This is a genomic window from Pseudomonas sp. Ost2 (assembly GCF_018326065.1).
GTDB classification, from domain to species: domain Bacteria; phylum Pseudomonadota; class Gammaproteobacteria; order Pseudomonadales; family Pseudomonadaceae; genus Aquipseudomonas; species Aquipseudomonas gingeri.
Genome location: NZ_AP021904.1, coordinates 3,053,653 through 3,077,029 on the forward strand (window position 1 = coordinate 3,053,653; position 23,377 = coordinate 3,077,029).

The 23,377-nt window shown below is 63.5% G+C and carries 17 protein-coding genes and 1 pseudogene; 12 read left to right on the forward strand and 6 right to left on the reverse strand.

The window, feature by feature from the left end:
• Positions 1–68 precede the first annotated feature (68 nt).
• From KI243_RS13575 to KI243_RS13590, 4 genes are all read left to right on the forward strand, one after another.
• A complete protein-coding gene (locus tag KI243_RS13575) occupies positions 69–881 on the forward strand; it encodes a shikimate dehydrogenase (protein WP_244861858.1) in 813 nt (270 codons plus the stop codon).
• A gap of 33 nt (positions 882–914) precedes the next feature.
• Positions 915–2,162: a DegT/DnrJ/EryC1/StrS family aminotransferase gene (locus KI243_RS13580; RefSeq protein ID WP_177118426.1), complete on the forward strand. Its 1,248-nt coding sequence runs from the start codon at positions 915–917 to the stop codon at positions 2,160–2,162.
• 61 nt (positions 2,163–2,223) lie between these two features.
• Positions 2,224–3,147, forward strand: coding sequence for a dihydrodipicolinate synthase family protein (locus tag KI243_RS13585; protein WP_103033128.1), 924 nt, complete (start codon positions 2,224–2,226; stop codon positions 3,145–3,147).
• A 97-nt stretch (positions 3,148–3,244) separates the two neighbouring features.
• Complete coding sequence (locus tag KI243_RS13590) at positions 3,245–4,831, forward strand: aldehyde dehydrogenase (NADP(+)) (protein WP_177118425.1); 1,587 nt, start codon at positions 3,245–3,247, stop codon at positions 4,829–4,831.
• Positions 4,832–4,922: 91 nt separating this feature from the next.
• On the opposite strand, the gene KI243_RS13595 is transcribed toward KI243_RS13590, so the two are convergent.
• The 5 genes from KI243_RS13595 to KI243_RS13615 form a co-directional block, all read right to left on the reverse strand.
• The gene (locus KI243_RS13595) at positions 4,923–6,269 is read right to left on the reverse strand and encodes an MFS transporter (protein ID WP_042936848.1); all 1,347 of its coding nucleotides are present in this window, start codon (positions 6,267–6,269) and stop codon (positions 4,923–4,925) included.
• Positions 6,270–6,478: 209 nt separating this feature from the next.
• Complete coding sequence (gene mrdA, locus KI243_RS13600; protein WP_103033129.1) at positions 6,479–8,371, reverse strand: penicillin-binding protein 2; 1,893 nt, start codon at positions 8,369–8,371, stop codon at positions 6,479–6,481.
• Positions 8,372–8,575: 204 nt separating this feature from the next.
• Positions 8,576–9,289: an ABC transporter ATP-binding protein gene (locus KI243_RS13605; RefSeq protein ID WP_042934884.1), complete on the reverse strand. Its 714-nt coding sequence runs from the start codon at positions 9,287–9,289 to the stop codon at positions 8,576–8,578.
• A 2-nt stretch (positions 9,290–9,291) separates the two neighbouring features.
• Entirely contained in the window at positions 9,292–10,122 is an 831-nt protein-coding gene (locus tag KI243_RS13610; protein ID WP_017124993.1) for an ABC transporter permease, read from the reverse strand.
• Positions 10,123–10,155: 33 nt separating this feature from the next.
• Complete coding sequence (locus KI243_RS13615) at positions 10,156–11,148, reverse strand: aliphatic sulfonate ABC transporter substrate-binding protein (protein WP_017124994.1); 993 nt, start codon at positions 11,146–11,148, stop codon at positions 10,156–10,158.
• Between the two features lie 403 nt (positions 11,149–11,551).
• Between KI243_RS13615 and KI243_RS13620 the strand changes: the two genes are divergently transcribed.
• Complete coding sequence (locus KI243_RS13620) at positions 11,552–12,679, forward strand: MFS transporter (protein ID WP_017124995.1); 1,128 nt, start codon at positions 11,552–11,554, stop codon at positions 12,677–12,679.
• Between the two features lie 57 nt (positions 12,680–12,736).
• Here KI243_RS13620 and KI243_RS13625 read toward each other — a convergent pair whose 3' ends face one another.
• Positions 12,737–13,702 (reverse strand): aliphatic sulfonate ABC transporter substrate-binding protein, encoded by a 966-nt coding sequence (locus KI243_RS13625; RefSeq protein ID WP_017124996.1) that lies wholly within the window; start codon positions 13,700–13,702, stop codon positions 12,737–12,739.
• Between the two features lie 217 nt (positions 13,703–13,919).
• Between KI243_RS13625 and KI243_RS13630 the strand changes: the two genes are divergently transcribed.
• The 7 genes and pseudogenes from KI243_RS13630 to KI243_RS13660 all read left to right on the forward strand — a co-directional run bounded on the left by KI243_RS13630 (position 13,920) and on the right by KI243_RS13660 (position 23,301).
• Positions 13,920–15,050, forward strand: coding sequence for an AAA family ATPase (locus tag KI243_RS13630; protein WP_017124997.1), 1,131 nt, complete (start codon positions 13,920–13,922; stop codon positions 15,048–15,050).
• Entirely contained in the window at positions 15,047–15,478 is a 432-nt protein-coding gene (locus KI243_RS13635; RefSeq protein ID WP_017124998.1) for a hypothetical protein, read from the forward strand. Before KI243_RS13630 ends, KI243_RS13635 begins: the two co-directional genes overlap by 4 nt.
• Positions 15,479–15,540: 62 nt before the next feature.
• Positions 15,541–17,361 (forward strand): hypothetical protein, encoded by a 1,821-nt coding sequence (locus tag KI243_RS13640; protein ID WP_042934868.1) that lies wholly within the window; start codon positions 15,541–15,543, stop codon positions 17,359–17,361.
• 10 nt (positions 17,362–17,371) lie between these two features.
• Positions 17,372–20,283 (forward strand): annotated as a pseudogene (locus KI243_RS13645) (bpX6 domain-containing protein).
• A 134-nt stretch (positions 20,284–20,417) separates the two neighbouring features.
• On the forward strand, positions 20,418–21,167 hold the full coding sequence (locus KI243_RS13650; protein ID WP_017125001.1) for a GntR family transcriptional regulator: 750 nt from the start codon (positions 20,418–20,420) through the stop codon (positions 21,165–21,167).
• A 5-nt stretch (positions 21,168–21,172) separates the two neighbouring features.
• Positions 21,173–22,897 (forward strand): fumarate reductase/succinate dehydrogenase flavoprotein subunit, encoded by a 1,725-nt coding sequence (locus KI243_RS13655; protein WP_177116439.1) that lies wholly within the window; start codon positions 21,173–21,175, stop codon positions 22,895–22,897.
• A gap of 158 nt (positions 22,898–23,055) precedes the next feature.
• Complete coding sequence (locus KI243_RS13660) at positions 23,056–23,301, forward strand: ferredoxin family protein (protein ID WP_017125004.1); 246 nt, start codon at positions 23,056–23,058, stop codon at positions 23,299–23,301.
• Positions 23,302–23,377 lie beyond the last annotated feature (76 nt).

The window sequence follows — 23,377 nt, forward strand, 5'->3', positions numbered from 1 at the left end:
GCGGTGTTTATTGTTTCGTCATGCAGGCCGCGACGGGATCGGGTTGTTTCAACAGAGGAGCCACGTATATGCCTGACAGGCTGGAAAACAATAAAGAAGTGACGGGCAGAACCCGGGTACTGGGGATTCTTGCTCACCCGACCGAACATGTGAAAGCACCGCCCAAGATCAACAGGATTGCCCGTGAGCGTGGCTGTGACGCGATCATGGTGCCCATGAATGTTGCGCCGGAAGACTTCGAACGTTTCGTCAACAGTCTGCGAACACTGTTGAGTTTCGATGGGGCCATTGTCACGGTGCCTTTCAAGCAGGCCATCTTGCCCTTGTGCGACGAACTCAGTGAACAGGCCGCCGCCGTCGGCGCCGCCAACGTCATCCGGCGCCTGGCCGATGGACGCCTGGTCGGCGATCAACTGGATGGCATCGGTTTCCTGCGCGGGTTGCAGCATGCCGGTATCGAAGTGGCCGGCCAGTCGGTCTACCTCGTCGGTGCCGGTGGCGCGGCGAACGCCGTCGCTTTCGCGCTGGCCCAGGCCGGCATCGCCCGGCTGACCCTGGCCAACCGCAGTGAGCACAAGAGCCTTGAGCTCAAGGAGCGGCTCCTGCGTCACTATCCGGCCCTGGACGTCTCTCTGGGCAGCCGTGACCCCAGCGGCCACCAACTGATTATCAACGGTACGTCCCTGGGTATGCAGGCCACGGACCCCTTGCCGCTGGATGTCGCCGGGCTGACGCCGCAGATGACCGTGGCGGAAGTGGTCCAGGAACCGGAGCGCACCGCGTTGCTGATCGCGGCTGAGGGGATCGGCTGCCGGGTTCACCTGGGGAGCCACATGCTGGAACACCAGGTGCAGTCGATGGCGGACTTCCTTGGCCTGTAACGGGCCGCACTCATTTCACAAGAAGGATTGATGATGAACGAATTAGCCATCCATGGCGGACCACGCGCCATAGACGGGACGCTGCCCAGCTTCCGTGACGCATCCGGGCGCACGTTCGGTGCCGAGGAAGAAAAACTGCTGCTGGAAGTGATCCGCTCAGGCAGCCTGTCCTTCCTGGTCGGCCCCAAGACCCGGCAGTTCGAGCAACGCTTTGCCGAGATCTATGGGGTGTCCACGGCCGTAGCGGTGGCGAACGGCACGGCGGCCTTGCATACCGCGGTGATCTACCTGAATCCCGAGCCTGGCGACGAGATCATCCTGTCGCCGGTGACGGATATCGGTACGGTCATTCCAGTGCTCGCGCAACTGGCGGTGCCGGTCTTCGCCGATGTCGACCCGCTCACGCAGAACCTCGATCCGATCTCCATCGAGAAGAACATCACCCCGCGGACCCGCGCGATCATCGTGACCCACGTGTTCGGCAATCCGGCGGACATGGACGCGATCATGGCGATTGCCCGCAAGCACGACCTGTTCGTCATCGAGGACTGTGCCCAGGCGCACCTGGCCTACTACAAGGGCAAGTTGTGCGGCACTTTCGGCGATGTGGGCTGTTTCAGTTTCCAGCAGTCCAAGCACATGACCACCGGTGATGGCGGCCTGGTGATCAGCAATCGCGACGAATACAACGGTCGTCGCCTGCGCGCGTGCAGCGACAAGGGCTGGCCGCGCGAGCGCGGTGGCCGTGACCACCTGTTCCTGGCACCCAACTACCACATGACCGAATTGCAGGCTGCCGTCGGCCTGGCGCAGGTCGAGAAACTGCATCAGTTCGTCGAGGCGCGCGTTGCCTCGGCCGATCGCCTGACCGGGTTGCTGGACGGGTTGCCTATCCAGCCGGTATTGCCGTTGCCGGACACCCGCGGGGTTTACTTCTTCTATTCGTTCCGCGTGGACACCGCGCAACTGACGGTCCCGCTGCGCGAGGTCATGAAGGCGCTGGTGGCCGAGGGGATCGACGGCTTCATCGGTTACCCGGGCGAGGTGCCGCTCTACAGCTACCCGGTCATCCGTGAACGCAAGACGTTCGGCTCGTCGGGGCTGCCCTTCACCTTGCCGGGCGCGAACCCGCAGGACTTCTCCAGCAGCGTCTGTCCGGTGGCGGAAACGGTTTGCAAGGAAACGGTGTGCATGTGGTGGACCGACCGTTTCGAGGAGAAACACCTGCAAGGCATCGCCCACGCGATCCGCAAAGTGCTGACGGCCTACGGCCGAGGCTGACTCATGTCTGCGGCGGGCCGTTGCCCGGCCTGCCGTTTTCCCAATGGAAGAGGTTTTTGCGATGCAAACGACTGGGCCGTACTCGGGGTTGTTTCCTGTTGCCCCGACGCCATTCAGCGATGCCGGCGAGCTCGATTTCGAGGGGCAGGGGCGGGTGCTTGACTGCATGATCGACCAGGGCGTGGATGGCATCTGTGTCCTGGCCAACTATTCGGAGCAGTTTCTGCTCTCGGATGAAGAACGCCGACAGTTGACCGAGTTCTGCCTGGCGCACGTCAAGGGGCGGGTGCCTGTGATGGTCACCTGCAGCCACTTCAGCACCCAGGTCGCCAGCCAGCGTGCGCGTCACGCGGCGGAGCACGGGGCGGCGCTGATCATGCTGATGCCGCCCTATCACGGTGCGGGCATCAAGCTCGAACCGCGACTGATCCGCGAGCACTTCGAGCGTGTCGCAGAGGCGTGCCAGCTGCCGATCATGATCCAGGATGCGCCGCTGAGCGGCGTCACGCTCTCCACGGCTTTCCTGGCGGAAGTGGCCCGGACCCTGCCGCTGGTGCGTTACTTCAAGATCGAAGTGCCCGGCACCGCCGCCAAGCTGCGCGAGCTGATCACGCTGGGCGGCAGCAGCATCGTGGGGCCTTTCAACGGTGAAGAGGCGATCACGCTGATGGCCGATCTGGATGCCGGCGCCCGTGGGGTCATGGCCAGCGCAATGATTCCGGACCTGATCCGTCCGGTGATGAGCGCCCATGCCGAAGGTCGTCGCCAGGACGCGATCCAGGCTTATGAGCGGATTCTGCCGTTGATCAATTATGAGAACCGCCAGTGCGGATTGCGTGCGGCCAAGACGGTGATGAAAGAGGGCGGTGTGATCCGCTCCGACAGCGTTCGCCATCCCCTGGAAGCGCTGCATCCGCAGACACGTGAGGGCCTGCTTGAACTGGCCAGGGCGGCCAATCCGATTGCGTTGCAATGGGGTAGGTAAACCGGGTGCCCCGGCATGAACAGAGGCCGCCGGGGCGGCTGGGCCTGTTGATTTCATAGGTTTCGGCCAGGCGCCGATGACATAGAGAGAGTTGAAAATGCTTCCTGTACTTGGTCAGCAATTCATCGCGGGCGCCCGCAGCGGCCTCGGCGAGCCCCGTCACCAAAGCTTTGATGCCAGCAGCGGGGAAGCCCTGTCCTGTGCTTTCCACCAGGCCACGCTCGAAGAGGTCGAGCAGGCCGCCCTCGCCGCGAAGAATGCCTTCGGCCCCTATCGGCAACTGAGTCCGGCGCGGCGCGCCGAGTTTCTCGAGGCAATCGCCGAGGAACTGGATGCACTGGATCAGGATTTCGTGGCCATCGTCTGCCGGGAGACCGCACTGCCGGCCGCGCGTATCCAGGGCGAGCGCCTGAGAACCAGCAACCAGATGCGCCTGTTCGCCCGGGTGCTGCGCCGTGGTGACTTCCTCGGTGCGCGCATCGACCTCGCGCTGCCGGACCGTCAGCCCCTGCCACGCGTCGACCTGCGTCAGTACCGTATTGGCGTCGGCCCGGTGGCGGTGTTCGGTGCCAGCAACTTCCCCCTGGCATTCTCCACGGCGGGGGGCGACACGGCCTCGGCGCTGGCGGCCGGCTGCCCTGTGGTCGTCAAGGCCCATAGCGGACACATGGCGACCGCCGACCTGGTGGGCTTCGCCATCGAGCGGGCGGTCACGCGCACCGGCATGCCCGCGGGCGTGTTCAACATGATCTTCGGCCAGGGTGTCGGTGCGGACCTGGTCAGGCATCCGGCGATCCAGGCCGTGGGTTTTACCGGTTCACTGCACGGCGGGGAAGCGCTGTGCCGGATCGCCGCCGAGCGTGCGCAGCCGATCCCGGTGTTCGCCGAAATGTCGAGCATCAATCCGGTCATCCTGCTGCCAGCAGCCCTGGCCGTCCGGGGCGCGGCAATCGCTGGCGAACTGGCGGGCTCGGTGGTGCTGGGAGCAGGGCAGTTCTGCACCAACCCCGGCCTGGTGATTGGCATCCGTGGCGCGGCATTCACGGCGTTCACCGAACAGCTCAGGGAGCACCTGTCGGTACAGGCGCCGCAGACCCTGCTCAACGCGAGCGGCCTGGGCAGCTACCGCAAGGGCGTCGATGCCTTGAGGTCATGCCCGGGCGTCACGCACCTGGCAGGTCAGCCGCAGGAGGGCAGCCAGGCGCAAGCGCAGCTGTTCAAGGCCGACGTCGGCTTGCTGCTGGAGGGACATCCCTTGCTCCAGGAAGAAGTCTTCGGCCCGGCCACCGTGCTGATCGAAGTGGCTGACGACGCGGAACTCGAGCATGCGTTGCTGGCCCTGCGCGGCCAACTGACCGCGACGCTCATCGGTGAGCCGGACGATCTGCGCAAGTATCAATGGCTGGTGCCCCTGTTGGAGGAGAAGGTTGGCCGTATCCTGGTCAATGGCTATCCGACGGGGGTGGAAGTTTGCGACGCGATGGTCCATGGCGGCCCTTATCCGGCGACAAGCGATCCACGGGGGACCTCGGTCGGCAGCCTGGCGATCGATCGGTTCCTGCGTCCGGTCTGCTACCAGAACTACCCGGACGACCTGTTGCCCGCTGCGTTGCAGAACGCCAACCCCCTGCAAGTGAAGCGCTTGGTGAATGGTGAGTGGAGTAGCGAGGCGCTTGTACCTTAGCCCGATTGTTGGGCAAAGGCGCTGGCTGCAGTGGCGTGAAAAAAGCCCCCATTGCGCTGTCGTGGGCAGGCCGTGGGGGCAAAAGGGGAGGTCAGCCGGGGTGACCCGGTCCTGCCTTTGGCTCGGAGATGGTCAGCAAGAGGATGAAGCTGATGAACGAGCCGATTGCCAGCCAGGCAAATACATAACCCCAGCCATAGTTGTCCAGCAGCAGGCCGGTAATGAAAGGCGTGGCCGCGGCGCCCAATTGCCCGATCATGTTCACGATGGCGTTGGCGATGGGGAACGTTTTCTTGGTGGCCAGCCCCATCGGGTAGACCATGTAGGAAGAGAAACCGAGGCTGAGGACAACGCCGGTCAGCATCAGCAGCAGCCCGTAAGGCAGCGGTTCGGCAGGCGAATTGATCAGCAGGTACATCATCAGCGACGTGCCCAGTGCCGACAGTAGCATGCCGGGCTTGCGCCGCCCGCCCAGCAGCCGGTCCGAGCAGAAGCCGCCGATCAGGTTGCCCAGCACCGCGCCTACCCATGGCGCCGCCGATACCAGCCCCATGTTCATGATCGAGAATTGCTTGACGGTCATCAGGTACGTCGGGATCCATGCCAGCAATACGCTGGAGACGCCCAGTTGAAAACAGTAGCTGGTGGCGCAACCCCAGATGTTCCAGGAGGTGAACACCTGCTTGTTGGTTTCCAGGGGCGTTTCATGACGAGCGCGTATGACGCGATCCAGTCTGTGCAGCCAGGCTGGGGTCTGCCGTGGGCGGGTCGGTTGAGCCGTCTGGATGTTGTCGGTTGCTTCGGTGATGTAGTGGAGCTCGGCATTGTTGACGAAGCGGCTACGGGACGGGTGATCGGCAACCATGAAATACCAGACCACCGCGAGGACGATGCCGGGCACGGCGAAAAAGTAGAAGATTTCGCGCCAGCCCCAGACCGAAATAATCACGGCGCAGAGTGGCGGCACGATCACCGGGCCGAATTTGACGGCGGACAGGAAGATTCCCGAAGCCGTGCCCTTTTCCCGTGGGGGAAACCAGTTGTTGATGGTCGTGGTCATGCTGATCGGCAGTGGACCTTCGGCAACGCCAAGGCCCAGGCGGTACAGCTTCAGCGCAAGCAGCGAGCCGGCCGTCCCCACCAGGCCGGTCAGCAGCGAGGTCAATACCATGGCGCCAGGGAGGATCCTGCTGACGCCGAAGCGGCCGAAGGCAAAGCCGGAGGGGATCTGTGCCAAGGCATACGCCAGCAGAAACAGGCTGACCAGGCCACCGGCCTCGGCATTGCTCATGTCGAACTCTTTGCGAATGAAGGGTAGGGCAACACCCAGGTTTGCCCTGTCGGCGGCGGCGATGGTGTAAATCAGGAAAATCAGCGCCGCCACCACCCAGCGGTAATGACTGCGCACGGCAGGTTTTATGACTTCAGGCAGAGACATGAGGGCAGACCTTGTTTTTTTATCGGTGTTGTCCGGCCAAAGTAATGATTGTGAATCTGCAAAAAAAGCGACAAATACTCCGCTCAACAAATCGCTTTTATTGATGGGAGTGCCGCGTTGAATGGGCGCCCTGGAGAATGCGCGGGCATAAAAAAACCGGGCTCTAGGCCCGGTTGGATGGCAACGTGAGTCGCGCGTGCAGCCCTCGATCAGACCTTGGGATCCTCATGGGGCTTGAGTGGGTGCGCATACTGCGGCTTGAGCTTGCCGTCCTTGTCCAGTAACCAGGCATCGAGGATCTCGCGTACCACCGGGCCGGCTACCCGGCCACCGGCTTCGCCGTTCTCGATCATCACCGAAATCACGATCTGCGGATCTTCCGCCGGGGCGAAGCCGACGAAGAGGGCGTTGTCGCGGTTGCGCTCGGAGGTCTTCAGGCGGTCGTAGCGTTCGCCCTGCTTGATCGCCACCACCTGCGCGGTACCACTCTTGCCGGCAATCCGGTACTGCGCGCCGACGGCCGCCGCGCGGGCGATACCGCGCGGGTCATGCATCACCAGTTGCATGGCGTAGTTGACCTGCTCCCACTCCTTGGGGTCGCGCAAGACGATGTTCGGGATCGGGTTCTCGTCCACCGGCGCCACCTGGCCCACCGACTTGGCCAGGTGCGGGCGATTCCACACGCCCTTGTTGGCAATCAGCGTGGTGGCCTGGGCCAGTTGCAACGGGGTGACCTGCATATAGCCCTGGCCGATCCCGAGAATCACCGTTTCCCCCGGGAACCAGGTCTGGCGGCGGGTGGCGCGTTTCCACTCGCGGGACGGCATCAGCCCCGAAGACTCTTCGAACATGTCCAGGGAGACCTTCTGCCCGACCCCGAACTTGTTCAGGTAATCGTGCAGTCGATCGATGCCCAGCTTGCTTGCCAGGTCATAGAAGTAGGTGTCGTTGGAACGCATGATCGCCGCGTTCAGGTCGACCCAGCCGTCGCCGCTGTGGTTCCAGTTGCGGTACTTGTGATCGACATTGGGCAACTGGAAATAGCCCGGGTCGAACACCCGCGTCGAGGGCGAGATCACGCCGCTGTCGAGGCCGGCGATGGCCACTTCCGGCTTGATCGTCGAGCCGGGAGCGTAGAGCCCGCGCAGGGCGCGGTTGAACAGCGGGCGGTCGATGGAGTCGCGCAGGGCCGAGTAGTCCTTGGCGCGGATGCCGGTGACGAACAGGTTCGGGTCGAAACTCGGCTTGCTGACCATCGCCAGCACTTCGCCGGTCTTCGGATCGATCGCCACCACCGAGCCGCGGCGGTCACCCAGGGCGTTCTCGGCGGCTTCCTGGAGTTTGATATCCAGACTCAGGACGATGTTCTTGCCGGGGATCGGATCGGTGTGCTTGAGCACCCGCATGACCCGGCCCTGGGCATTGGTCTCGACTTCCTCGTAACCGACGTGGCCGTGCAGTTCGTTCTCGTAGAAACGCTCGATGCCGGTCTTGCCGATGGACTGGGTGCCACGGTACTCCACCGGGTCGAGCTGCTTGGTTTCCTTCTCGTTGATCCGGCCGACGTAACCCACCGAATGGGCGAAATGGTCGCCCAGCGGGTAATGCCGGACGAACTGCGGTTCGACCTCGATCCCCGGCAACTTGAATTCGTTCACGGCCAGCAGGGCGATCTGCTGTTCGGTCAGTTCGTAGAGCAGGGTCACCGGCTCGAAGGGGTGGCGCGACTGCTTGAGTGCCTTGCCGAACAGGGTCCGGTCTTCTTCCGGCAGGTTGAGGACGCTCATCACCGTGTCCAGCACCTGGCCGACGTCACCGGCGCGTTCGCGGGTGAGGGTCATGTTGAAGCTGGGCTGGTTGTCTGCGAGTACTTCGCCGTTGCGATCGTAGATCAGCCCGCGTTCAGGCGGGATCGGCAGGACATGGACCCGGTTGTTTTCCGAGACCGTGGAGTTGTAGGAGAACTCGGTGACCTGGAGAAAATACAGGCGGCCCACCAGGGCGGCGGCGAGGCCCAGTACCAGCAGGCCACAGGCGATCAGGCGCTTGTTGACCAGGCGTTTTTCGGTCTCGTGATCCTTGAGATGAATGGGATCGGTCATGAGGAACCTGTTTTGTGCAAGAAAAATTGACGATAAAAGGTATGGCTGATAGAAAAAATAAATAGGTAGCTACTTAAATCGGCGCACACGATACCAAGAAGCGCCGGATTTAGGGGCTTTATTGATGGAGGATCCGCCAAAAGGCGTGGGCAAAGGCGGGGGAACAGGGACAGGCTCGGATCCTTCCGGGCCGGCAGGGTGGGACTAGATCACCTGGGCCAGGTGCAACTCGGTCAGCGATTGTGCCTTGAGGGAGGCCAGCACCGGGTCGCGGCGATCACGGGGATGGGCCAGGTCGACCGACAGGGTCTGGCGAATGCGGCTGGGACGGTTATCCATCACCAGCACCCGGTCACTCAGGTACAGGGCTTCGTCGACGTCGTGAGTCACCAGCAGCAGAGCAATGCCGTGGCGCCTGGCCAGTTGCAGGAGCAGGTCCTGCAGTTTCATGCGGGTGAAAGCATCCACCGCGCTGAAGGGTTCATCGAGCAGCAGGATCCGCGGCTTGCTGTACAGTCCCCGGGCGATCGCCACCCGTTGTGCCATGCCGCCCGACAGCGCCTTGGGCAGTGCCTGGGCGAAACCGGCGAGCCCGACTTCCTCGATCAGTTGCGTGACCCAGGCCCGGTCGTAGTGGTCGTCTTCGCTGAAGCCGATATTCTGTTCCACCGTCAACCAGGGCATCAGGCGTGGTTCCTGGAATACGAAGGCGATGGGCGCGGTGCTGTGTTTCAGCTCACCCTGGAAGTCCTTTTCCAGTCCGGCGACGATTCGCAGCAAGGTACTTTTGCCGCAGCCGCTGGGGCCCAGCAGACTCACCGCTTCCCGCTCATGAAGTTGCAGGCTGACCTGCTTGAGTACCGTGGTCTCGGCAAACGCCTTGCGTTCGACATACAGATCCAGCAATGGCTCGCTCATGTTCATGACTCCCGGTCCTGACCGTTGAAAGTGTCGCGCCAGGCCAGCAGGCGTTTTTCCAGGCCGGCCAGCAGGCCGTCGCTGAGTTTGCCCAGCAGCGCCAGGACAATGATGGCCGCCAGCACGATATCCGGACGCGAGGTTTCCCGGCCGTCGCTGAGCAGATAACCCAGGCCGCGGGTGGCGGCGATCAGCTCCGCGGCCACCAGGAACATCCAGGCCAGGCTCATGCCGCTGCGCAGGCCGGTGAACAGGCCGGGCAGGGCGGCGGGCAGGAGAATCCGCCGGACCAGGCGATAGCGACTGAAACCGAGCATCTGCCCGACTTCCACCAGCTTGCGGTCGATATCGCGAATCGCCGCCACGCCGTTGAGGTACACCGGGAAAAACGCGCCGATGGCGATCAGGACGATCTTCGAGGTTTCGTCGATACCCAGCCACAACAGCAGTAGCGGCACCCAGGCCAGGCTCGGGATCGAGCGCAAACCGGCGAAGGTCGGCTCCAGGTACGCTTCGGCTTCCCGGCTCAGGCCGACCCAGGCGGCAAACACCAGGGCCAGGCCGGCGCCGATGGCAAAGCCGCTGAGTACCCGCAGCAGGCTGGCGCTGATGTGTTTCCACAAGGCGCCTTCGGCCAGGTCGCGCAGGGTCAGGACGATTTCGCTGGGAGCCGGCATCTGGTAGGACGGCACCCAGCCGATGCGCACCACGAACTCCAGCAGGACGATGATCGCTAGCGGCACGACCAGTCCCTTGAGGTTGCGCTGCCAACTGCCGGTACGCAGGGAACCGGCCGGAACGACGCGGGGGAGGGATTTACTCTTGCTGGTCATGGACGCTCCTGGCCCGCACGCGGGTTGCCCGGGTCACTGCTTGGCGACGGCGACGTTGTTGAAGCGGGTATCGATCAACTGGTCGATCACCTGGTCGACGTTGACGCCACGACGGACGAGTTCCTCGGACACGAGGATCGGTGCCGCGGCCTTTGATGACACCAGGTCCTGCGGGCCGAGACGGGCGTTGCTCAGGTCGGTGCGCGACAGTTGCAGCTTGGCGACATCCAGTGGCAGGCCGGATTCGGTCGCCAGCAACCGGGCCAGTTCGTCGGGGTTTTTCTGGGCCCACTCACGGGCTTTTTCGTAGGCGCCGAGCACCGTCTCAATGGTCTGCGGGTGTTCCTTGGCGTACGTCTCGGTGACGCTGATCACGCCGTAGCTGTTGAAGTCGGGGTTGCGGTACAGCAGGCGCGAACCGGCCTGGATCTGGCTGGCGGCCATATGCGGATCGAGTCCGGCCCAGGCGTCGACATCGCCTTTTTCCAGGGCGATGCGACCATCCGGGTGTTGCAGGTGGACCAGTTCCACGTCGTCCTTGCCCAGTCCGGCCTGTTGCAGGCTGCGCAGGGTGAAGAGGTATGGATCGGTGCCTTTGGTGGCCGCAATCTTCTTGCCCTTGAGGTCGGCGAGGGTCTTGTAGGGTGAGTCCTTGCGTACCAGCAGGGCCGTCCATTCGGCGCGGCTGTAGACATAGACCGACTTGATCGGGCTGCCGTTGGCGCGGCTCAGCACCGCTGCCAGGCTGGCGGATGAGGCGAAATCGACGCCACCGCTGTTCAGGTATTCCAGGGAGCGATTGCTACCCTGGCTCAGGACCCAGGTCACCTTGCTCTGGGGCAGGGCTTTTTCCAGCCAGCCGAAATGCCGCAGCACCAGGCTTACCGGCGAGTAATAGGCATAATCCAGATGGACTTCGGCCGGGACGGTTTCGCCGGCCTGGGCCAGCGGTTGCAGGCCCAGTACCAGGGCCGTGGCGGCGGCCAGCAGGCGGGCGGCGTGGGTGATGGGGTTGAGGGCTTTCATCGGATGCTCCAGGAGAGGGATGGCGGTGCTTATTTCTGAATAAGCAGTCATGGCTCCGATGAACTGCTTAAATGGAATAATGCAGGCTCTGTGCCAGTTGCCTGTCGAGCGTGACTGATCGTTCCCATGCTCTGCGTGGCAATGCCTCCCTGGACGCTCTGCGTCCGCCGGTGTGACGCGCAGCGTCACGAGCTGCGCTCCCACGCCGGAGTGTGGGAACGATCGACAGGGGGAAGCCGGTCTGTTGGCTGAGCGAGGCTGGTAAGTGTCGTCTTGCGAACACTCTGTTGAAGCACTGTTGCTCCAGCAACATCGGCCGCGGGGCTACAAAAACATTGTCAGAGATTGTTTCAAACCGGCATGCTTACCGGCTCTTGCTCCTCGTCGTAGAGACCCGTCCCACATGCCTGCCGTGGCTGCTCACCCGACCGATTCCGCCTCCCGTCGTTCCGCCATCGTCCTGGCCCTGTGCCTGCCCAGCGATGTCCTGCTTTACCTGCTGCTGCCGATGAACACCGCGGCCTTTGGCGTGACCCTGGCCCAGGCCGGGGTGCTGCTGGCGGCCAACCGCCTGGTGCGGATCTTCGGTTACGGGTACGTGCTGCGTTACTACGCCCGCCACGGCGATCGTTCGACGCTGATGCTGGCGGCCGGGGTCAGTGCCTTGTGCGCCCTGGGCAATTCGCTGATCTCCGGTTTCTTCTGGCTGTTGCTGCTGCGCCTGGGCTGGGGCCTGTCCTATGCGGCGTTGAACCTCTCGACGCAAGTACTGGCGACCCTGGAACCCAGTGGTGCGGCGCGCCGGGCAGGGCGCTCGCGGGCGGTGATCGCCATCGGACCGATGATCGCCCTGGTCGCGGGCGGCTGGTTGAGCCTGCAGTTCGGGCCAAGGCTGATTTTCCTGCTGCTGTGCGCGGCCTCGCTGATCGGCTTGTGGGTGGCGCGTGGCTTGCCGACGGTGGGGCATGAACTGTCGGCACCTTCCGGGCGGCGTTTCAACTGGCCGGACAGTGTGGCGATCTGGTCGTTTGTCGAAGGCGTGGCGCTGGACGGGCTGTTTATCTTCGGGCTGTCGTTGCAGGCCTCCGCCGTGCTGGGCGGTAACGCGGTGATTATCGCCGGGGCGTTGATGGCCCTGCGTTATGTCTCGGAAATGCTCCTCAGCCCCCTGGGTGGCCGGGCCGCCGACAGCTACGGCGTGGTGCGCATGCTGTTGCTGTTCTCGATCCTCAGCGGCCTGGCCCTGGCGGCTTTCGGCAGCCACTGGCTGATCCTCGGGGCCGGATCGGTGCTGATCCTGCGGGCGCTGCAACTGCCGCTGGTGGTGACCCTGGTGGCCCGGCGTAACCCCGGTGCCGGACGGGTCCAGGCCCTGGCGTCCAATGCGGTGTGGCGCGATATCGGTGCCGGGGTCGGGCCGTTGCTGGCGGGTGTGCTGTTGCCGGTGGCCTCGGCCAGCTGGGTCTATGCCCTGGCCGGCCTGGCGATTGCCCTGAGTGCGGTGGGCTGTGCGATGTCGCGCGCCAGGTGACCTTGACCCGCGTCTGCGGATAGCTGTCACCCGACCTCGCGAGTGGTCGTCATTGACTCAGGGCTGCCAGATCCCCACGTCCTGGGTATCGATCTTCTGCGGCAGCAGGCCGGCCGCGAGGAACGCATCGGCGATCTGCTGCTGTTCACCCAGCTGGTCGGCCTTGACCGCCTGCACTTCATAGCTGCGATGGCGGTTGGCGGCCTCGACCGTCGCCGTATCCAGGCCACCCCAGAGCGGCCCCAGAATCTCGGCGGCCTCCTTGGGGTGGGTCTTGATCCAGGTTCCGGATTTCTGCAGTTCGGCGAACACCTGCTTCAGGACTTGCGGGTGGGACTGGGCGTAAGGCGTGCTCGCCAGGTAATAACGCTTGTAGTTCGCCAGGCCCTGGCCGTCGGCGAGGGTGCGGGTCGGCAGTTGCCGCTGGACGCCGCTGAGGAAAGGTTCCCAGGTCACCCAGGCATCGACCTTGCCATTCTCGAAGGCGGCACGGCCGTCGGCGGGAGTCAGGTAGGCGGGGGTAATATCGCTGAATTTCAACCCGGCCCTGGCCAGCGCCGCGATCAGCAGATAGTGGCTGCCGGCGGCCTTGGTCACCGCGACTTTCTTGCCCTTGAGGTCGCCCAGGGTCGTGACCGGTGAATCGCTCCTGACCACGATCGCCTGGGCTTGGGGCGACGCGGCCTCCTGGGCGAAGTAGGTCAATCTGGCTTGAGCCGCCTGGGCAAATACCGGCACCGTATCGGCGACATCCGCACTGATATCGACGTTGCCCACATTCAATGATTCGAGCAGCGGCAGGCCGCTGGGGAACTCGTGCCAGCTGACATCGATATGATCCTTGGCCAGGGCTTTCTCCAGGGTGCCCTGGCTCTTGAGCAAGGTGATCAGGGTCGAGGATTTCTGATAGCCGATGCGCAGGGTCTCGTTGGCGTCGACGCAGGAGGCGGCCAGGGACAACGTGGCGGCCAGGACTGAAAGCAACAGGCGGGAACGGGTAATGCCGGGAACCGGGGCGACCATGAACACCTCGCAGGAACAACAGTGAGAAGGGTGGGGCCGGTGGTCCGGTGGGTGGAGCTTATGAGAGGCGGGGGGCTTTGGTTAAATAACCTCTTCGCATAACCATAGAGTCGACTGCACCCGTGCCTGCCGAAGCAAGGAAAAAGCATGAAGGCGCTTTGCTATCAGCTATGTTTGAGGCAAGATCCGCACTTTTGTTTCGGGAAGGATCCGTCGTATGTTGGCCGCCATACAGCTAGCCGCGCAACACATTCGTCAGGGCGTCAGGGCGGCAACCGAAGGACTGATCGGACGTGAGCAGTTGGCCGAGCTGATCGTGCTGGCCGCCGTGGCCCAGGAGCATCTGCTGGTGGTCGGTCCGCCGGGAACGGCCAAGAGCGCCGTGGTACGTCGCGTGGCCCAGGCCATGGGCGGGCGCTATTTTGAGTATCTGCTCGGGCGTTTCACCGAGCCGTCGGAGCTGTTCGGCCCGGTCGATCTGAAAAAGCTGCGAGAAGGCACGGTCGAGACCGATGTCAGCGGCATGCTGCCGGAAGCCGATATCGTCTTCCTCGACGAGGTCTTTCTCGGTTCTACGGCGATCCTCAATACCTTGCTCGGCGTGCTCAACGAACGCCGCTTCCGTCGTGGGCATACCCAGATCCACTGCCCGCTGCGCATCTGCGTCGGTGCCGCCAACGGCTTACCCGACGACGAAGCGCTGGCTGCATTCGGCGACCGTTTCCTGCTGCATCTGTTTGTCGACGCGGTTGCGGATAATCAGCTCGAGGCGCTGCTCAGTGGCGGCTGGCAATCGGACCGGCTGCCGGTGCGGCAATTGATGAACCTCGGTGAGCTCGACACCCTCAGCCAGGCTGTGCCGCAAGTGGACATGGAGACGGTTCGGCCTGCACTGGCCAACGCGATTCGTCGCTTGCGTGCGGCGGGCATCCAGTTGTCCGACCGGCGCATCGTCAAGTCCCAGCGACTGATTGCCGCCGCCGCACTGCTGGGTGGCCGCCTGCAGGCCAGCGAGGCGGACCTCTGGCCGCTGCTGTATGCGTTGGCGACCAAGGAAGCCCAACAGCATGGCCGTGAGGTGCTGCGCGATGTCCTGCAACTGTCGAGTAATCGCAACCTGTTCAGTGCCGTGGAGGAGGCGACGTTGCAGCCGCTGTCCCGCGCCAGTCGCCTGGTGGAAGCAGCGCAGAATTGCCTGATGCGCGTGGCTTCCGGGCAGGTGCTCGACCCGGCCGAGTCCGAAGCGGTATTGCGCGAGATCGATGCGAACTTCTCACAGGACAGCATGCCTCCCGAACTGCTCGGCCTGCGGGGGCTGCTGGCCAAGCAACTGATGCCGGCGACATGACCTTGTCCTCCCTGGTGACCTGGGGCTGGATTGTGCAACCCGATCCCGCGCCACCGGTTGCCGCGGTGGCCTGGGGGGCCGTCGCCAGGCAACTGCATGCACGCTTGTCGTCGATGAGCGGCGACCAGCGGCGGGGCCTTCAGGCCACGGCCAATCGTGACGTATTGATCGTCAGTGGCGAGGCCTCACGTCTACCCTGGGTCCCGGGTGTCGATTACGCCTGCGCCTGTGAGCATGCCCCGCAGCTCTGGCTGCCCAGCCTGTGGCAGCCGGATGCGGCGCTGGACCTGTTGGCCCAGGCCTTGTTGGCGAAATTCGATCGGCAGCCGCTGCTGGTCTGGCATCAACCGGCAACCTGCGTGCCGCTGGACCGCTTGCTGCCGGTCAGCACCGAGCTGCTGGCACGCATTGATACGTACTGGGGCTAGTGGCATGCCGGTTCTTTTTCTTTCACGCAGTCCCTGTCTTCGTCCGGCGCCATAGGTCTGTCATGCAATTACCCGAATCCTTGCAACCCTGGCGCCAATGGTTGGAGTGGTTTGCCCCGGAACTGGTGCCGACCCTCGGCGCCTTGCTGGGCTGCATCAGCCCTGTGCTCGGGCCCTTCAAGGGCACGCAACAGGGGGGTGTCCCCGAGCCGGATGGCCTGGGCGACCTGCGCCGGCGGGGCTCCTATGAGCGGCTGCTGACCAGTGAGTGGCTGTTGGCCGATGAGTTTGCCGATGAGTTCCTGCGCCGGGCTTCCAGTGGCGAGCACCTGTTTCTCGCGCCGCAACTGCGGGCGCAGCAGGCGTCGCGGCTGATCGTCGTACTGTTCGATGCCGGGCCCCTGCAACTGGGAGGCGCACGGCTGGTTCACCTGGCGCTGATGATCCTGCTGGCCCGGCGGGCGGGCGAGCATGGTGCGCAGTTCCGCTGGGGTGTATTGCAACAGGAACCAGGGCTGTTCGAACTGCATTCGCCGGCGCAACTGCGCCGCCTGCTTGACGCCCGCACCTATGCGACGGTGACCGCACAGCATTGGCAGCATTGGCAGAATTTCTTCGGTGAACAGGAGGAGTCGATAAGCGAGTGCTGGCTGGTGGGCCAGCGCCTGCCTGTGGCGCCGGGCCCGCAGGACCGGGCGGTACGTCGCCTGCAGATCCAGCAGGGCCTGTTCGGCAAGGCGCTGGAGTTGCAGGCGCAGCCTGCGGGGCGTGTGCCGATTGTCTTGCCTCTGCCCGACGAGGCGGCGGCCAGGCGACTGCTCAAGGGGCAGTTCGATCATATCGTGCCGGTGGATGCGCACAGGACCACGACCGCCAGGATTGCCTTGACCTTGCCGCCGATGATTTCCACTACCGGGTCTCATGTGGCTGTGCGCCTGCTCGATGATCCCGGTGTGCTGGTTTTCTCGATTCCCAGGTTCGGGCAGAAGAAAGCCGCGAAGGTCATTCGCCAACTCTGGCCCCGTGAGGCAACGCCACTGGGGATGACCTTTCAGAACCGGCAAATCGGCGCGATCCTGAGTGCGGGCGACCAATTGCGCTTCTGGCAGATACCGCGCATCACGCCGGCCAGCCGGCCTCCGCAGGAAGAACTGTTGGTGCCTGCCGCCACGGCTACGTTGCGGCCTGTCGTGTGGCTGCATTCGTCCAAGAGCAGCCGGGTCTTCCTGTTGACAAGCAATCGCACCCTGGCGTTCTGGATGGCCGCCGAGAAGGATGGTACGCCGGGCTCTTCGGGGAATATCACCCATTACCGTGATCGCGATGTGCTGGGCATGGCGCGGATCGATGACGATACGCTGGTGTATGCCAGTCGCAGTGCGGGCCAGTTGTCTGTTCGTCACGTGACTCTCAACGCAACCCGTTACGAACCCTTCGCCCTGGGCGATGGTCGCGAGGCGACACAGGTACTGTTTTCTCTCCTGCCATTCTGGCGTCGTCGTTTTGGTGCCTGTGCCGTGCAGAATGGTCATGGCAAGCGGGAGAGCTGGACAGTGTTCACTCCCAGCAGCCATCCCCAGCCGATGACCCGCATCGACCTGAGGCCAGGTTATCGGGCCATCGGTCTGTTTCATGAGAACAAGAGCGGGCAATGCGCCCTGGTGGTCAGCGTAGAGGGGGGCACCGGTATCCTCCTGGTCAGTTCCGAAGGGACGGAAACACTCTACGCGGCGACCTCGCGAATCCTGAAAAGCAGTTTCTGCCCGGCTTCCGGGATCCTGGCCCTGATCACCGAAACGCGTGAGCTGGTGGTCTACGACGTGAATGAACGCCAGATACGGCTACAGATACAGACCGCCCGCAAGGAGCTTTCCAATGAGTGAAGTCCTTGCGATGTCCATCCGGCGTCCCGGACTGGTCGGCTGGCAGCCCGTCGATGCGCTGTGGTTTCCCCGTGACTGGTTCGATGAGGCGACGAGCCAGGCGCAGATCGTCCGGCACTGGCAGCCGGGGCCCGTGTCTACCGCTTTGCCGAGGGCGATGTGCTGTGCTTCAAGCAGGCCACGTCGATGGCCTGCGATCGTCTCAGGCCCTGGCCGCTGGTCCGCCAGGGGAGGGCGCTGTGTTCGGCAAGGCTCGAACCGGCTGAAATCAGCGCGCTGCCCCTGGCGGATCTCTGGTTGATCCGCGATGCCCGTGTCCAGGCGTTGAACCTGGCTGACGGGGTCGAATTGCAACCGGGCCAATGGTTCGATATCGATCACTATTCCTTGCTGGAAACCTACGACTGCCGTGAAGTCCTGCCCGAACCGGTGCTGGAGGTCTGGGAGCCGCAGGATATTCACCAGGTGCTGGGCGATGTGATCGGTGCCCCCAGTGCCGAGCGCGATGTGATGGGCAAGGCGCTCAAGGCTGCCGCTGCCGCCAGGGCCAAGATGCCCGCCGTAGCGGCAGGCAAATCCCGTGAACCACGAGAAACGTCCTCGGCGCGGGCCTGGTGGGTACCGGGACTGGCTGTCGTTGCGGTACTGGTTATCTATTGGGAGAGCGCGGTACTTTCCCCGCCTGTCGTGCCTGGCCAGACCGTGCCCATGCGGGTGGTCGAGGCGTCGGCCGGTGGAGGCTTCGACCCGGTCTGGTTTTTTCTCTCGGGTGCGGTGCTGACCTTTATCCTGTGGTTGCTGCGACGCGTGCTCCACGGACGTATCGAAATCGAGCGTCAGGCCCTGGCCGCCCAGGCCCACAAGAAACAGGCCCCGCCGACTGCTCCCGCGGACGACACCCCGGTCCCCGAGCGCAAACCGCCCAATCACCGCAAACCATCGCTTTGGCGCCAGTGGCTGGGCCGGATGGCCATGGCGTCACAGTTGAAGACCTTGCTGGATCGGCGCCAGGCCGCCTACATGCAGCGCATGCTCGATATGTTCGAGCAAGGCGATATCGCCCAGGCCCTGCGCCATGCCATCCCCCTGGACAGCGACCAGCCTTCCGCCGGGCAGGCATTTGGCGCGCCGAAGCCACGGGATGAACTGACGATGGGCCAGTCCAGGGGGGCCACACTGACCTTCAATCTGGCGGAGGATTTCCAGGCTCATCTGCGCAAGCTCTACCGCCAGACCTTCGAGCGCCTCGACCGCCAGGGACGTATCGAAGAGGCGGTGTATGTCCTCGCCGAGCTTCTGCACGTGCGCCAGGAAGCGCTGGATTATCTGGAAAAGCACCAGCGCTACCAGCAGGCGGCGGAACTGGCGTTGACCTGGGATTCACGGCCGGCGGTGATTGTTCGCCTGCTGTGCCTGGCCGGCGACTGGCAGAGGGCGTTGCAGGTGGCCCGTCGGGATCGGGCGTTCGCCGAGGCAGTCCTGAGCCTCCAGGCCCAATGGCCGCAAGCGGCTGAGCGCCTGCGTCTGGAGTGGGCCGATATGTTGGTGGGGCAAGGTGATTGGCTGGACGCCGTGGAAGTGATCTGGCCGCTGTCCGGCGAGCGCGAACGGGCCCGGCAATGGTTGCTCAACGCCGAAGCCGCAGGCGGCACCCTGGCCGCGGCTGCACTGGTCAAGCGAGCAGTATTGTTGCCCGACACCCTGGCGGTCTATGAGTCCTATGTCCGTGCACTGCGTGACGATTGCGAGCGCGCTGACGAGCGTGCCGTCCTGGCCATCGAGCTGATCAGGGTGTCTGCGTCGTCGCCCAGCGTGCGGTCGATGGCGGCGGCGATGGTCCATGGGGTGCTGGCCGATCATGCCGGCGGCCATCCCGGCGTGACGGCAAGGGACCTGAACGCCCTGGTGAAGCTCAGCGGCGACGAATTGCTGAAGCTCGATATGCCCGCCGGGGTGATTACCCCCAATCAATCGAAGGCTTTGCAGTCAGTGATCCCCGTGCCGCATTGGTCGGCACCGTCACCGGGCAGCTATGCACTGTACGACGCCGTCTCGCTGCGTGATGACAATTACCTGGTGGCGCTGGGTGAGTCGGGGGTTGCGGTGGTGGATCGCCAGGGCAGTATCGGTCGACGTTTCACCGTACCGGCCAGTCAGTTGGTGATCGGCAACAATTGCCGGGTCGCCCTGGCACTGATACAGCGCGATTCGGTGTGGCGTATCAGCAAGCTTGACCTGGTGACTGGGACTGCCACGGATCTGGGCGTTCTGCCCCTGGCGCTTTTTGCCAGGCGTTTCGATGGGGTGGCCTGGACCATCGTGACCCATGGGCAGGTGCGAGTGGTGGATATCGACAGGGACTTGGCCACGCTCTGGCATGTCGGCGATCTGCCCGGCCCCCTGGTGTCCCTCGAAGTCACGGCGGACCATGAGTACTGGCTGCTGCGGTTGCCTGACAGCACGCTGGAGCAGTGGACCTACAGCTTGCCCGAGCGCCGGCTGAAGTCCCGTGATCCGCAACCGAAGCCGATCCGGGCGAGTATCTCCTGGCAGTTGTATTGCCTGGGTGAATACATCGAATGCTGGTTCGAATCCCCGGCCGATGATCAACAGGAACTGGTGGTCAACGGCCAGAATCGTCTGCGGCGCTTTCGTTTTCCCGAGATCACCGAGGATACCGAGGCCAGCGTATACGCCGATCAGCACTGGCTGGTGACGGGTTTTTCGGTGTATGGCAAACGACGGCGCTTTCACTTCGTGAACCGCGACACCTCGCAATTATGCGCAATCCTGGATTGGCCCGAGGAAGAGACGCTACGCATCCGCCAGAGTGGCTCGGACTGGATTCTCAGCGACCGCCAGGGTCGGCTTTTCCATGTCAACGTGGCCACCAGCCGGCTTCGCAGCCTGAGCATTCACTGAGGGCTGGCCTGCCCATGACGGGCGGGCCGTTCGGTATTTTCTTCTAACCATATATAAATTGGGTATTTCAGCGGCCAGGGTTATTTCCTATATGGTTCACGCCATATCTTGTTATAACAAGTCAGGACCAGCCCATGGCGCAACTGCTTCCACTGTCTCCCGTCCCGCTCTACAGCCAGCTCAAGGACTTGCTGCGTACCCGCATCCTTGATGGCACCTATCCGCCCCTGGCGCGCATGCCATCGGAGAACGACCTGGGCCAGGCCTTCGGGGTCAGTCGCATCACCGTGCGCCAGGCCCTGGGCGATCTGCAGAAGGAAGGGCTGATCTTCAAGATCCACGGCAAGGGCACCTTTGTCGCCAAGCCCAAGGCGTTCCAGAACGTTTCCACCCTGCAGGGCCTGGCCGAGTCGGTGACGCAGATGGGCTACGAAGTGCTCAACCGGGTGCGCAGCTTCAAGCAGGTGCCGGCCTCGGCACGGGTTGCCGAGCGCCTGGCGCTGCCCGAAGGCAGTCTGGTCAGCGAGATCAAGCGGGTCCGCCTGATCAACCGCGAGCCGGTGTCCCTGGAAATTACCTATCTGCCCCACAGCGTTGGCGAGAAGCTGGAAAAGGCCGACCTGGTCACGCGCGACATCTTCCTGATTCTGGAAAACGACTGCGGTATCGCCCTCGGCCACGCCGACCTGGCCGTCGACGCGGTGCTCGCCGACGCCGAGCTGGGCCAGGCCCTGGACGTGGAGGAGGGCGCGCCGATCATGCGCATCGAGCGCCTGACCCACGATGCCGAAGGCGCTCCGCTGGATTTCGAATACCTCTACTACCGCGGCGACTCCTTCCAGTACCGCCTGCGTATCGACCGTCAGAAGGACGCGCGCCCATGAACCCGATCAATACCCTCGAACAGGAATACGACATCGTCGTCATCGGCGGCGGCACCGCCGGACCCATGGCGGCGATCAAGGCCAAGGAAAAGAACCGCGACCTGCGCGTGCTGCTGATCGACAAGGCCAACGTCAAGCGCAGCGGCGCCATCAGCATGGGCATGGACGGCCTGAACAACGCGGTGATTCCCGGCCACGCCACGCCGGAGCAGTACACCAAGGAAATCACCGTCGCCAACGATGGCGTGGTCAACCAGGCGGCGGTCCTGGCCTACGCCGAATACAGCTATGAAACCATCCAGCAGCTGGATCGCTGGGGCGTCAAGTTCGAGAAGGACGAGACCGGTGACTATGCGGTGAAAAAGGTCCACCACATGGGGGCCTACGTGTTGCCGATGCCCGAGGGCCACGATATCAAGAAGGTGCTGTATCGCCAGCTCAAGCGCGCCCGGGTGCAGATCACCAACCGGTTGATCTCGACCCGCCTGCTGACCGATGCCGAAGGCACGGTGAATGGCGTCATGGGTTTCGATTGCCGCACCGCCGACTTCCATGTGATCAAGGCCAAGGCGGTGATTCTCTGCTGCGGTGCCGCCGGCCGCCTGGGCCTGCCGGCTTCGGGCTACCTGATGGGCACCTACGAGAACCCGACCAATGCCGGTGACGGCTACGCCATGGCCTATCACGCCGGGGCGGAGCTGGCGAACCTGGAATGCTTCCAGATCAACCCGCTGATCAAGGACTACAACGGCCCGGCCTGCGCCTACGTCACCGGTCCCCTGGGCGGCTACACCGCGAACAACAAGGGTGAGCGCTTTATCGAATGCGACTACTGGAGCGGCCAGATGATGTGGGAGTTCCACCAGGAACTCGAAGGCGGCAACGGTCCGGTATTCCTCAAGCTCGATCACCTGGCCGAGGAAACCATCCAGAACATCGAGGAAATCCTGCACAGCAACGAACGTCCGAGCCGCGGCCAGTTCCATGCCGGGCGGGGCACCGACTACCGCCAGCAGATGGTCGAGATGCATATCTCCGAGATCGGTTTCTGCAGCGGTCACAGCGCCTCGGGCGTCTGGGTCAACGAACGCGCGGAAACCTCGGTCAAGGGCCTGTACTCGGCCGGTGACATGGCCGCCGTGCCGCACAACTACATGCTCGGTGCCTTCACCTACGGCTGGTTCGCCGGTTTCAACGCCGCCGACTATGTCGCCGGACGCGATTTCACCGCGCTGGACGACGAGCAGATCGCCAGGGAAAAGGCCCGGGTCTACGCGCCGTTGCAGCGTGAACACGGTCTGCCGCCAGCCCAGGTCGAGTACAAGCTGCGGCGCTTCGTCAACGATTACCTGCAGCCGCCCAAGGTCACGAAAAAGATGGAAATCGGCCTGGAGCGTTTCGCTGCCATCGAGGCCGATCTCGACCAGATGAAGGCCGGCAACCCTCACGAGTTGATGCGTGCCCTGGAGGTTTCGGTGATCCGCGACTGCGCGGAAATGGCCGCTCGCGCCTCGCTGTTTCGCAAGGAAAGCCGCTGGGGCCTGTACCACCACCGGGTCGACTATCCGTTGCGCAATGACGCCGAGTGGTTCTGCCATTGCCACCTGAAGAAGGATGAAAACGGCCGGATGGTCAGCTTCAAGAAGCCGGTCGAACCCTATCTGATCGCCCTCGATGCCGATGAGCAACAAGCCTACAACCGTTTGCGGGTCGCCAACGAAGCGGCCTGAAACACGCAACCTGCAGGAGCCGGCTTGCTGGCGATGGCGGTGGATCAGCTCAGGAAGTTTCAACTGACAGACCGCTATCGCCAGCAAGCCGGCTCCTACAAGGAGTGCATCTCTTCAGGTTGAGCGACTGTTAACAAGAATATAGAGGACACCGTGCCATGGCCTTCCAGCCCCAGGAAATATTCTTTCGCAGCAATGCGCCGGTCACCGTCGACGAAGACAAGTGCATCGCCCACAAGGGCTGCACCGTTTGTGTCGATGTCTGCCCGATGGACCTGCTGGCAATCAATCCGGCGACCCAGAAGGCCTATATGGCCTTCGATGAGTGCTGGTACTGCATGCCTTGTGAAAAGGACTGCCCGACCGGTGCGGTAAAGGTGGAGATTCCCTACCTGCTGCGCTGAGGCGACAAACGACACACTTGCAAGACTCACAAGAAAAAAACGCCACCGGCCCACCACCGGACGCCTGATCCAGCAC